Origin of the sequence: Bacillus sp. G16 (genome assembly GCF_021282335.1) — a bacterium.
Classification (GTDB): domain Bacteria; phylum Bacillota; class Bacilli; order Bacillales; family Bacillaceae; genus Bacillus; species Bacillus inaquosorum.
Window position 1 is genome coordinate 83736 of record NZ_JAJSOZ010000013.1, and the last position, 13556, is coordinate 97291.

The window sequence follows — 13556 nt, forward strand, 5'->3', positions numbered from 1 at the left end:
TGGAGGGATATGAATGTCAGAATTCAAACAACAGGAGTTGTTCTGGGGCCGCATGTTTCACGCGGAAGACCGTCCCAGTGCATTCCCTTCGTTTCAAGTGTCCGACTCAACATTAAAGCGTGATGTATCGAGTGCATCTGACTGTATTCACAGTTCATTGAGTTCAGATGTATCACGGCGCATCCTGACCATGACGAATCAAACGCCAATGGCCGTCTATCTGGTTCTCCTGATCGGAATTGAGTCCCTATTGTACAAATACACGGGGGAAGAGGGTGTAATTACAGGGGTTCCAACCTTTGAAGACGAAACTGATGAAGATCTTCGTTTAGATCAACTCATGTTAATCAAACAAAATATAAATGCCGACAGTACGTTTAAATCTATATTCCATGAACTGAAACATACGCTGGACGAAGCGATCCTATATCAGGACGTTCCCTTTGATAAAATGGCCGGACAGCTGCGACTGAACTACAATACAAATCATTTGCCGATCATCCATACGGTTGTTTCATTAGAGCAAATTCATTCTGAGCGTTTCATAGAAACGGCTGCTTCAGATGCCTTATTTCAGTTTGCTATGGAGGAAGACTCGATTGATGTAAAGTTATTTTTTAATGAACAAGCCTATGACCGTCAGTATATGATGCAGGTAATCGGGCATTTAAACCGTCTATTTTCTATCATGTTATTTCAGCCGGACCTCACTCTCGGCCAAGTAAATATTTTGTCTGAAGCGGAGACAAATACATTTCTCGTTGACTATCATCATACGAAAACTGAATATCCGCGAGATAAGACGATCTATCAGTTATTCGAAGAACAGATGAAACGAACACCCGATCAAGTAGCCATTATTTGCGGAGAAAAACAATTCACGTATCGTCAGCTCAATGAACGTGCCAATCAATTAGCCCGAACGTTGAGAGCCAAGGGCATGCGGACGGATCGGCTCGCAGCCATCATCAGCGATCATAACATCGAGGTGGTAGTTGGAATACTGGCCGTATTAAAAGCGGGCGGTGCCTATGTGCCAATTGATCCGGATTATCCGAAGCATCGCATACAGTATATAGTAGATGACTCCCAAGCTGATATCGTCTTGACGCAGAGCCATCTCCGAAAGCAATTGGAACTTACGGGCACAATGGTTTTCATCGATGAGGAAAGTTCTTACCACGAAGACGGCTCTGACCTTGAACCGATCAGCAGTATGAAGGATTTGGCCTATGTCATCTATACGTCGGGTTCCACAGGCAAGCCTAAAGGTGTGGCAATTGAGCATCAAGGCTTAACCAATTATATTTGGTGGGCCCGCAGGGTATATGTCAAAGGAGAAAAAACCAACTTTCCGCTATACTCGTCCATCGCTTTTGATCTGACGGTAACGTCTGTTTTTACTCCGCTTATTACCGGCAATGCCATTATTGTCTACGGAGGAGAAAACAGGGCGGCCTTGCTTTATTCCATTGTGCAGGATCCGAGGGTGGATATTATCAAATTAACCCCGGCTCATTTGCAGTTATTAAAAGAAATGAACATCTCTCCTGAGTGCACCATTCGGAAATTAATTGTTGGCGGCGACAATTTAAGCACGCGTCTCGCCCAAAATATCAGCGGACAATTCGGCGGCAGAATCGAAATCTTTAACGAATACGGCCCTACAGAGACAGTCGTCGGCTGTATGATTTATTCCTTTGATCCGCAAAACGACAGACGGGAATCAGTGCCGATCGGAACCGCTGCGGACAATATGAACATTTATGTACTGGATAAGAGCATGAAGCCGGTGCCAATCGGCGTCCCGGGAGAAATTTATATCAGCGGGGACGGCATTGCCAGAGGTTATTTGAACCGGCCGGAATTAACGGCGGAAAGGTTTCTGCGGCATCCCTTTGTACCGGAGGGGAAAATGTACCGGACGGGAGACTTGGCCAGGCGGCTGCCGGACGGTAATATCGAATACCTCGGAAGGATCGACCACCAGGTGAAAATCCGCGGTTACCGCATTGAAATCGGTGAAGTCGAAGCCGCATTTTTTCATATACCGCCGATTCAAGAAGCCCTCGTTATTGCACAAGAAACCAACGGGGAAACATCTTTGTGCGCCTATTATACGGCACAGCATTCTTTAACCGCAGGTGAGATCCGGGAACATCTGTCCCGGCAGCTTCCGGACTATATGATACCTGCTTATTTCGTACAGCTGAAAGCGATGCCGCTTACTTCCAACGGAAAAATAGATCGTCAGGCACTGCCTGTTCCAACAGGAAATCTCACGGGCAATACCTATACAGCTCCGCGGACAGAACTGGAAAAAATCCTAGCCGGAGTGTGGGAGTCGGTATTAGGCGCAGAACGCGTCGGAATCGACGATCATTTCTTTGAGCTGGGGGGAGATTCAATTAAGTCGATTCAAGTGACATCAAGCTTATATCAATCAGGGTATAAGCTTGACATCAAACACTTGTTCAAGCATCCGACGATCGCTGGGGTTGTTCCTTTTGCAGAGCCGGTCATCCGAATCGCTGAACAAGGAGAAATTAAAGGCCGGTCGCTTCTGACACCGATTCAGCATTGGTTTTTCGCCCAGCAATATCAGGATTTGCATCATTATAACCAATCCATCATGCTTTGTTGGAAAGAGAAATTGGATGAATCGAAGCTTCGCAAAGTCATGAAGAAGATTGCTGAGCATCACGATGCTTTACGTATGGTTTATGTTCCGACAGAACATGGATACCAAGCCCGAAACCGGGGGATCGATGAAGGAGATTTATTCAGCCTTGAAGTGTTCTCCTTACTTGGAGAAAACAACCCTGCCCAAACGATAGAAACGATCTCCAATGACATTCAGCAATCCATCCATTTAGCCGAAGGTCCGCTCATGAAACTGGGATTGTTTCAATGTCAGGATGGAGATCATTTGCTAATTGCGATTCATCATTTGGTCGTCGATGGCGTATCGTGGAGGATTTTACTTGAGGATATTGCAACAGCTTATGAGCAGCTTCAAAACGGCGAAGCGATCCGGCTTCCGAAGAAGACAGACTCATACCTTTTATGGGCTGAACAATTGAAACGTTATGCAGAAAGTCAGGAATTCCAAGCAGAAAATCAATACTGGTTCGGGCAGAAACATAACCCGCAACATACATTGCCAAAGGACAAAGAACAGGAGACCGGTCTGGCCGAAGACCGGGAAACGATCATCGTCCAATGGACGGCGGAAGAAACCGAATCTTTATTAAAAAAATCTAACCGGGCCTATACAACTGACATTAACGATTTATTGCTGACCGGACTTGGAACGGCTATTCATCGTTGGACCGGTTATGAAGACATTCTCATTCATCTGGAAGGACACGGCAGAGAATCTATTTTTCAAGACCTTGATATTTCACGTACGGTGGGATGGTTCACAAGCCTATACCCGGTTTCGCTCCAAATTAAGGCAGACCAGGATATCTCGCAGCGGATTAAAACAGTGAAAGAAAATTTGCGTAAGATCCCCCAAAAAGGAATAGGTTATGGCCTGATTAAGTATTTGTCCGATCACCCGAAGGCTTCCGAATTTACCGGACAGCCGGAAATCAGTTTCAATTATTTGGGTCAATTTGATCAAGATTTCCGAAACGGCAGGATGGAGGTATCTCCGTACTCAAGCGGGAAAACAGTCAGTGACAAGCGCCCCATAACCTATGCACTTGATATCAATGGCATGATTTCAAACGGTCAATTGTCGTTGGCAATCAGTTATTGCGGTAAACAATATCAAAGAGAAACAATGGAAGCCTGTGCCGATCTCTTAAAAAGCAGTTTGCAGCAAGTCATCGAACATTGTGATGCTCAAGATCAAATTCACCTGACGCCAAGCGATATTTCATTAAAAGATATAACGATCGGTGAACTAGATCAATTTGTGCAACAAATACATCACCTTGGTGAAATTGAAAATATATACCCATTAACCCCTATGCAGAAAGGAATGTTGTTCCATAGCTTGATCGATTCGGCTTCCGAAGCTTACTTTGAACAAGCCGCTTTTGATCTGAAAGGTTTCTTGGATATCGAGGCATTTAGGATGAGTTTGGCGCAGCTGGCCGAAAGATATGACATTCTTCGAACTCTTTTTTATACAGAATGGAAAGATCAGCCTTTGCAGATTGTATTCCGGCAAAAGCCGATTGAAACGGTCGTTGAAGATATTCGCAGCATGAACAGTCATCAACGCAGCGAGTTTATTGCCGATTTTGCGAGAAGAGATAAGGGGCGAGGATTCAATCTCACCCGAGATGCTTTAATGCGCGTATCGATCCTGCGGACTGAGGAAGACCGAGCGCGGTTGATATGGAGCTTTCATCATATTTTAATGGATGGCTGGTGTTTGCCTCTTGTTACGAAAGAAGTGTTTGAAACCTATTATGCGATTCTTGAGCGGAGGCAGCCGAAGCGGGGAGCCGTCACTCCATACAGCCGATATATCGAATGGCTGGATAAAAAAGATCACAAGCAGGCAGCAGCCTATTGGCGTAATTATTTGGAAGGCTATGAAGGGCAAACTGTGTTGTTACAAGAACAATCCTCCAACCAGCCGAAAGGATACGAAAAAGGAGAGCATGCGTTTCGTTTAGGAAAGCAGCTCACAGACGAGATCAAACGGGCCGCAAGCCACCATCAAGTCACCCTCAATACATGGATACAAACCGCATGGGGCTTATTGCTGCAAAGATATAACGGGAGTCAGGATGTCGTTTTCGGCACTGTCGTATCCGGCCGGCCGGCAGAAATCCCGGGAATTGAAACTATGGTCGGTTTATTTATCAATACCATTCCCGTACGTATTCATACGCAACCTGAAATGACAGCTGCACAAGTATTGAAAATGAACCAGGAGCGGGCACTGGCTTCTCAAGCATACGATACATTTCCGTTGTATGAAATTCAGGCTCAAACTGAGCAAAAGCAGCAGTTGATCAATCATATTATGGTATTTGAGAATTACCCGGTCGAGAAACAAATAGAACATATGAAGCAGGATGACAAAGCATTAGACATTATCGATTTTCATATGGAAGAACATACCCATTACGATTTTACTTTTATAGTTATGCCGGCCGGAGAAATTGAAATTCGTTTTGTATACAATCGTGATGTTTATGATCAAGCATGTGTCGAACGGATGCAGGCGCATTTCATGCAAATCATTAAGCAAATGGCGGACGATCAGGAAACTCGCGTCCAAGAACTGAATATAGTAACAACGGATGAACGATCGCTCCTGATAGACAAGTTTAACGATACGGCGGCCGAGTATCCAAAGAAAAAGACGATTCATCAATTGTTTGAGGAACAAGCGGAGCGAACGCCGGAGCAAGTGGCGATTGTTTTTGAAGATCAGAAGCTGACGTATCGGGCATTAAATGAACGCGCTAATCAGTTGGCCCGAACCTTGGTCGCCAAAGGACTTCAGGCTGAGCAGCTTGTTGGCATTATGGCGGAACGTTCACCGGAAATGGTGTTAGGCATCCTCGCTATTTTGAAAGCGGGAGGAGTTTATGTACCGGTCGATCCGGAATATCCGGAAGAACGCATCCATTATATGCTTGAAGATTCTAACGTCTCTATATTATTATTGCAAAATCATCTTCTAAAATGTACCGCTTATCAAAGTCATGCTGTCTTCCTTGACGATCCGTCATCATACGACGCCGAAGCATCCAATCTCAATCTAAGGACAGCGCCAAATCAATTAGCCTACGTCATCTATACATCAGGAACAACGGGGAATCCGAAAGGAACACTCATTGAACATAAAAATGTGGTCCGTCTATTATTTAATAACAAAAACCTTTTTGATTTTAACGCATCGGACACATGGACTTTGTTCCATTCCTTCTGCTTTGATTTTTCAGTGTGGGAAATGTACGGAGCGCTGCTGTATGGGGGCAAATTAGTGATTGTTCCGAAACAAACAGCAAAAAACCCCGAAAGGTATTTGCAATTGTTAAAGTCGGAAGCAGTGACAATTTTAAATCAAACGCCAAGTTATTTCTACCAACTGATGCAGGAGGAGAGAGCATATTCCGAATCCAATTTAAACATCCGAAAAATCATATTTGGCGGAGAGGCGTTAAATCCATCCTTCTTGAAAGACTGGAAGATTAAATATCCTTTAACGCAATTAATCAATATGTACGGCATCACGGAAACCACCGTTCATGTCACATATAAAGAAATCACGGAACGAGAAATCGGCGAAGGCAGAAGCAACATCGGACAACCTATTCCTACCCTGCAAGCGTATATTTTGGACGAATATCAACGCATTCAGGTAATGGGCATACCGGGAGAGCTCTATGTTGCAGGAGAGGGACTGGCTAGAGGATATTTGAACCGCCCGGAATTAACGGCAGAGAAATTTGTTGAACACCCATTTGCCCCAGGCGAAAAAATGTACAAAACGGGAGATGTCGCCCGATGGCTGCCTGACGGCAATATCGAGTATTTGGGAAGAATTGATCATCAGGTGAAAATCCGGGGCTACCGGATTGAACTCGGCGAGATCGAAACAGCTTTATTGCAACTGGAATCTGTCAAAGAAGCGGTCGTCATCGCGATTGAAGAAGAGGGCTCCAAGCAGCTGTGCGCCTACTTGACAGGAGACGAATCATTCAATACGGCGCAGCTGAAGCGGCATTTGCTGAACAAACTGCCCGCGTATATGATTCCAGCCTATTTTGTACAAGTAGAGAAGATGCCGATAACCGCTAATGGAAAAATCGACTGGAAAGCTTTGCCGGCTCCTAAGGGAAATAGGCTCACCGGAACCGAATACGCAGCACCCGAAACGTTAATTGAAAAGCAGCTGGCCGAGATATGGAAGAACATTTTAGCTCTCAGTGACCCGGGGGTTAAAGATAATTTCTTTGACGTTGGCGGCCATTCGCTCAAAGTTTTGCAAGTTATTCATCAAATTAACGCCAGTATGGGAATCAAAATGCATTATCAAGCCGTATACGATTTTCCGACCATTGAAGCAATGGCACGCGCCATTCAAGCAGCGGTGTTCGGGTCCAAGACGGATAACGTATTCGTCAAGATGAATCAGAACGGTTCAATCCCTGTGTTCTGTTTCCCGCCTTTAATCGGGTATGGGCTGGTTTATAATGAAATGGCAAAAAGACTTGATGGCAGCTGCACCGTCTATGCCGCTGATTTCTTGGAAGAGCCGTCTTATGAGAAAGAGATCGTTGACCAGTATGCAGAAAGCATAATAGGCATTCAAGAAAAAGGGCCTTATGTTTTGCTTGGTTATTCTTCGGGCTCTAATTTGGCTTTTGAGGTTGCTAAAGCCTTGGAGAAGCGTGGACGCGTCGTATCAGACATTATGATGCTGGATTCTAAAATAGCCGTTTCTGTGACTTATTTATCGGAAGAGGAAACTGAAGAGATCATCCATCTGAATCTGGATATCATTCCGGATTATTATAGAGAATTATTAACCATTCCTTCGATTAAGGATAAAATCAGAAGCTACCTTGCGTACCACAATGAACTGATCAATTCCGGCGCCGTCAACGCCAACATACATCATTTGGTGTGTGGCGATTTGACTGATAGAGGATGGACGCAATCAACTGCACAGCATTACCTTGAGTACAAATTAAAAGGAGACCATGTGACAATCTTTGAACCTCATAATATCGAAGAAAATGTGGATACAATTCAATCTATTATCAAAAGAATTGAAGAACGGCATCATCAAGGACTTGTTCTTGATGAACAACTGTCAATGGGATCGTTTGCAGGAGACACAAAGTTTAACAAAATGTAAATGATCTAGTGCAAAATGCCGCTGCTGGCAGTCAGCGGCATTTTTTATTAAAAAAGTGCGAGTAATACTCATGTGTTTGCTACGGTTTACTCTAGAAATACTCCATTTTATGTGTTCTTCTTGACCAGTCATCAAATGTTAAAAAGAAACTCCTCCATTTTAAGGAAAAAGGAGGATGTTAAGTTATGCGTAAAAAGTGTAGCGTATGTTTATGGGTTCTTGCTTTATTATTGAGTTGCTTATCTGGGAAGTCTGCGTATGCTGCCACCAGTACTACAATTGCAAAACATATTTTGAATAGGATATTCGCCATAACGTATTTTTCCAATACCGTACAAGACATATGAAGGAGAGGAAAAAATGATATCATGCGTAAAAAAAACAATTTGTGTATTATTGGTATGTTTCACTATGCTGTCAGTAATGTTAACCGGTCCATGCGCTACTGAAGTTTTGGCAGCAAGTGATGTAACAGTTAATGTATCTGCAGAAAAACAAGTGATTCGCGGATTTGGAGGAATGAACCACCCGGCTTGGATTGGGGATTTGACAGCAGCTCAAAGAGAAACCGCTTTTGGCAATGGACAGAATCAATTAGGTTTTTCAATCTTAAGAATTCATATAGATGAAAATAGAAATAATTGGTACAGAGAAGTGGAGACTGCAAAGAGTGCGATCAAACATGGAGCAATCGTTTTTGCTTCTCCCTGGAATCCTCCAAGTGATATGGTTGAGACCTTTAACCGTAATGGTGATACATCGGCTAAACGGCTGAAATACGATAAATACGCCGCATATGCGCAGCATCTTAACGATTTTGTTACCTTCATGAAGAATAATGGTGTGAATCTTTACGCGATTTCGGTCCAAAACGAGCCTGATTACGCTCACGAGTGGACGTGGTGGACGCCGCAAGAAATACTTCGCTTTATGAGAGAAAACGCCGGCTCGATCAATGCCCGCGTCATTGCGCCTGAGTCATTTCAATACTTGAAGAATTTGTCGGACCCGATTTTGAACGATCCGCAGGCTCTTGCCAATATGGATATTCTCGGAACCCACCTGTACGGCACTCAGGTCAGTCATTTCCCTTATCCTCTTTTCAAACAAAAAGGAGCGGGGAAGGACCTTTGGATGACGGAAGTATACTATCCGAACAGTGATAACAACTCGGCGGATCGATGGCCCGAGGCGTTGGATGTTTCACATCATATTCACAATTCAATGGTAGAGGGAGATTTTCAAGCTTATGTCTGGTGGTATATCCGAAGATCATATGGTCCTATGAAAGAAGATGGTACGATCAGCAAACGTGGTTACAATATGGCTCATTTCTCGAAGTTTGTGCGTCCCGGCTATGTAAGGATTGATGCAACGAAAAATCCTAATGCGAACGTTTACGTGTCAGCCTATAAAGGTGACAACAAGGTCGTTATTGTTGCCATTAACAAAAGCAGCACAGGTGTAAACCAAAACTTTGTTTTGCAGAATGGATCTGCTTCTCAGGTATCTAGATGGATCACGAGCAGCAGCAGCAATCTACAACCTGGAACGAATCTCAACGTAACGGGCAATCATTTTTGGGCCCATCTTCCAGCTCAAAGCGTGACAACATTTGTCGCAAATCGTTAAGGGTACCTAAGGCACGTAACTCATTTTTCTATAGAATGTCTGAATTTGCGATTTTCTGATAGGGAAATCGCTTTTTTTATATCTTTCATCGTTTTGAAGCTGCATGCTTATTGTCATTTTAAATGCGGAAGGCATCAGCTTGTCAAGGAGATATAAATTAGGGGGAGAAGAAGGATGTACAAACAGCAAAGCTTATATCTCTAGCTTTTTTAGTTTACATAATATATATTCTAGGAAGTAAACAAAATAAATGAATTTCTGTCTCAATATCAAAGTATACTTAAGTTAGTGAGACAGAAAATGAAATTTTACAGTTGAATCTCTAATCAAAAAAATGGCGTAGTCAATCCATAATAAACCGCTTCTAAATCTTCCAGCGTCATATCGCCATATGCGCATTTGATAACCGAGTCCGCAAACACATCGTAGTCATAATCTGTAGAAAAACCTTGCTGCAGCTGTTTTTCGTAAACTTCGATCTGTTCTTTTTGATTTTGGATGTCTTTTTCCTTACCTGGATAGTCCGGACCATTGATCACATCATTCATTTCTTTGAACAGCACCATATACTGTTTCAATGTTTCATGCACAATGTAAACCTCCTTATTTGCTCTATAAGATGATGAAAACGGACATCATTATTGCTGATGTCCGTCAAAAGCATAACTATTTGGGTTCTGTACCCCAAATCAGTTTTCCGTGCTTATATAATGTGATTTTTTTCGTTGTTTTAAACGTATTGGATTGGAAAAAGGAATAATCCCCGCTTTGTGCATAATTGCTCCAGTCATCATTATGAAGACGAAGCTGAACGTCCCCGGTGCTTGCTCCCGGTGACAGCGTTCCGTTTTTAAAACCTAGTTCCAGATAGGCATCTGCGCCTTGCTTAGGTTTATGTAACATCATAAACTTGTGTGTCACATTGCTGCATCCGATCTGCGCGTAGTCACAGTCATAGTTTTGGCCTTTGTTTTTCGCGTTATACCAGTAACGGACAGTGACATCTTTTAAATCAACCGTGGTATTTCCGTTATTTTCCATGTGAATCTGCGGGCGGATTTGGTTGCCGTTCACACTTCCATCACCTGCTCTGTATTGCACAGAGATACTGTTTTTCTGTGTCGGTTTATCTTGTGTTGGCGTTTCAGGACTGTCCTTTGTCGAATCTTTGGTGCCGAGAATGTTTTCTCTTACGAATGTTCCTGAAGCGGATAAATCGGATAACGGCCAGCCGCCTGTTTTAGATGCTCCCGGCTTTAAAGCTGAAGACGATTCCTGCTTATCAGAAAGATTCCAGTTCACCCAGCTGATATTCTTGCTGTTGAGATAATTCAGCCATTCCCGCGACTGGTCAAGAAATACTCCGCCATTTCCGGAAGCATCACTTGTCCCCCATTCCGTCACAAAAATAGGCGCTCCTTTGCTGAGGGCATAGTTTGCTTTATCCCGTAAAAACTGGCCATGTGTGCCGGCATAAAAATGAAGCGCGTACATGACATTTGCATCTTTCAGCTGGTCATCGGCAGCATCATTCACATCCTGGCTCCATGTACCGGTTCCGACAATGATGATGTTGTCTGGATCATTTTTACGGATAACGGAAATCACTTCTTCCGCATACGGTTTAATATCACGCTTCCAGTTCACATCACCGTTAGGTTCATTCGCAATTTCATAAATGACATTTGGCGTGTTTCCGTAAAGGCTTGACATTTCCTTGAAGAATTCTTTTGCCTTCTCTTTATTTTGGTTTGGATTGCCGTCATTTAAGATATGCCAGTCAATGATGACATATATCCCAAGCTCTTTTGCCGCTTCAACTGCTTCTTTCACTTTGTTTTTCACAGACGGATTATCAATATAACCGCCGTCTGCCGTATACATTGCCGCACGGAAAACCGTAATGTCCCAATCGTCTCTCAGCCATTTCAAGCTGTCTTTATTGACAAAGTCGCCAAACCATTGCAATCCGTGTGAACTGATCCCCTTCAGCTGTACCTCTTTGCCGTCTTGATTGACTAGCTGTGTACCTTTTATGCTAAGCTGGCCATTTATGGATACTGGCGTTTTTGCCTCTGCTGCAGATGCTTCTGGAGCCGCCAAACCGCCGGTTGCTAATAATGCAATGAATAAACATACGATTAAGATAGAGACTGAACGTTTCATATATGATATTTTCTCCTCCTTTAAATTATATAAAATATGCCTAGTAACTCACCGCTCTCCCTCCCTTTCGCTTTTTAGCACGGACTCATTGTAAAAATCTTTCTCACGATTGTCTATCAACCTAATTTCTTGTTTTTAGACGGCTTAAAAGCCTGTCTATTTGCTCTTTTTGTCTTATCTCAGATACAGCTGACACATGCGGAACCAAAGATAAAAGTGTTTAACCAGGACTTTACACGTTATTTTTTTATGAAATCAAAACATTCCGCTTCTTTTGGACAAATAAAAAGCTGCATTCAATGAATTGAATGCAGCCGTGTTCTTATGCTTCTTGTTTCTCATCTTCCCAAGTTTCAGCGTTTTTCAGACCCGGGATGTTTTTCGCTTTGAATACAGGATCTAATCCTTGCTTACGCTGTTTCGCGTAATCTTTATACACTTTATAAGCAACGTTTGACAGCAGCGCAATAACAATTAAATTAATCAACGCCATGATACCCATAAAGAGGTCCGCCATATCCCAAACGATTTGGAAGCCTGATAAAGATCCATAGACAACCATCGCAATAACAGCGATACGGTAAATATTCAGCCATGTTTTGCTTGTTTTAATAAATTCAATGTTTGTCTCGCCATAATAATAGTTCCCGACAACTGAACTGAATGCAAACAAGAACATTGCGACTGCGATGAAGCTAGGCGCCCAGCCTCCAATATGATGATTAAGGGCAGCCTGCGTTACTTGGATACCATCACCTTTTGGTGTTACACTATACAGCAAAATAATGAACGCTGTGGACGTACATACGATAAATGTATCGAAAAATACGCCTAATGTTTGAATAAAGCCTTGCTTTGCCGGATGCGATACATGAGCCGTCGCAGCCGCGTTCGGAGCGCTTCCCATTCCTGCTTCGTTCGAGAAAAGTCCGCGCTGAGCACCGATAACGATGATGCCTCCCAATCCGCCGCCGACGATTTGCTCAATACCGAAAGCATTTTTAACAATTGTTGCGATAATGCCAGGGAATGCCGTTATATTGGTAATAACGACAAACAAAGCAATGAGGATATAAATGCCTGCCATAACCGGCACAATTAGCTGTGATACAGCTACAACACGTTTCAAACCGCCAAAAATGATAAACGCAGTTAAAGCTGCCAGAACGATGGCTACAACTATTTTGTTTACATGGAATGCGCCATCCAACGCCCCTGCAATTGTATTCGTTTGAACAGCGTTAAAGATTAAACCGAATGAGACCGTAATTAAGACAGCAAAAACAACGCCAAGCCATCTGACCCCAAGACCCTTTTGGATATAGTAGGCTGGTCCACCGCGGAAGTTATCTCCGTCCTTCACTTTATAAAGCTGCGCTAACGTACTCTCAACAAAACTTGAAGCCATCCCTACAGCAGCTACAACCCACATCCAAAATACAGCGCCCGGTCCGCCTGTCGCAATTGCTAAGGCTACACCAGTCAAATTCCCTGTGCCGACTCGGGATGCGGCCGAAATAAAGAATGCCTGCATAGATGAGACACCTTTATTTCCTTCTGGTTTCTCCCCTACTATTCTGAACATTTCAATAAAGTAACGGAATTGGATAAAACCAAAACGTATGGTAAAAAACAATCCAAGCCCTATTAAAATATAAAATAGGTAATTCCAGATGAAATCACTTGGAATATTAATTAAACTGTTGAAAAATGACCCCATATTTACCTCCCGTTTTCATCAATTCATGGTGAATTCAAATTTGATGTTAGATTTTTTAACATAACGAGTCTTATTATATCACAATATGTCGAATTAGGAAGTTTTTTCGTGAAGATTATTGTTCTAGATTGAAGTTCACGCCTTCGGTCTCTCTCTATTATTTTCCTATGAATAGAAATATTTCTTATAAGCTTGTAT

The 13556-nt window shown here is 43.0% G+C and carries 5 protein-coding genes and 1 pseudogene; 3 read left to right on the top strand and 3 right to left on the bottom strand.

Features of this window, described 5'->3' with window-relative positions:
• Positions 1-13: 13 nt before the first annotated feature.
• The 3 genes and pseudogenes from LWH95_RS16130 (at position 14) to LWH95_RS16140 (ending at position 9472) form a co-directional block, all read left to right on the top strand.
• A complete protein-coding gene (locus LWH95_RS16130) occupies positions 14-7840 on the top strand; it encodes a non-ribosomal peptide synthetase (RefSeq protein WP_232919977.1) in 7827 nt (2608 codons plus the stop codon).
• Between the two features lie 185 nt (positions 7841-8025).
• Positions 8026-8139: pseudogene (locus LWH95_RS16135) on the top strand (hypothetical protein); the annotation flags it as partial.
• Between the two features lie 61 nt (positions 8140-8200).
• On the top strand, positions 8201-9472 hold the full coding sequence (locus tag LWH95_RS16140) for a glycoside hydrolase family 30 beta sandwich domain-containing protein (RefSeq protein WP_232919978.1): 1272 nt from the start codon (positions 8201-8203) through the stop codon (positions 9470-9472).
• A gap of 326 nt (positions 9473-9798) precedes the next feature.
• Here the strand turns inward: LWH95_RS16140 and LWH95_RS16145 are convergent, their stop codons facing one another.
• The 3 genes from LWH95_RS16145 to LWH95_RS16155 all read right to left on the bottom strand — a co-directional run bounded on the left by LWH95_RS16145 (position 9799) and on the right by LWH95_RS16155 (position 13358).
• Positions 9799-10062 (bottom strand): YnfE family protein, encoded by a 264-nt coding sequence (locus tag LWH95_RS16145; RefSeq protein WP_003238163.1) that lies wholly within the window; start codon positions 10060-10062, stop codon positions 9799-9801.
• Between the two features lie 76 nt (positions 10063-10138).
• On the bottom strand, positions 10139-11638 hold the full coding sequence (locus LWH95_RS16150) for a cellulase family glycosylhydrolase (protein ID WP_232919979.1): 1500 nt from the start codon (positions 11636-11638) through the stop codon (positions 10139-10141).
• A gap of 322 nt (positions 11639-11960) precedes the next feature.
• Positions 11961-13358 carry an alanine/glycine:cation symporter family protein gene (locus LWH95_RS16155; RefSeq protein ID WP_003238169.1) on the bottom strand — a complete coding sequence of 466 codons (1398 nt, stop codon included), beginning with the start codon at positions 13356-13358 and terminating at the stop codon, positions 11961-11963.
• Positions 13359-13556 lie beyond the last annotated feature (198 nt).

Excerpts from the sequence above, each read along its gene's own strand:
- LWH95_RS16150 (WP_232919979.1), bottom strand. The coding sequence starts at position 11,638 with ATGAAACGTTCAGTCTCTATCTTAATCGTATGTTTATTCATTGCATTA.
- LWH95_RS16130 (WP_232919977.1), top strand. The coding sequence starts at position 14 with ATGTCAGAATTCAAACAACAGGAGTTGTTCTGGGGCCGCATGTTTCAC.
- LWH95_RS16155 (WP_003238169.1), bottom strand. The coding sequence starts at position 13,358 with ATGGGGTCATTTTTCAACAGTTTAATTAATATTCCAAGTGATTTCATC.
- LWH95_RS16140 (WP_232919978.1), top strand. The coding sequence starts at position 8,201 with ATGATATCATGCGTAAAAAAAACAATTTGTGTATTATTGGTATGTTTC.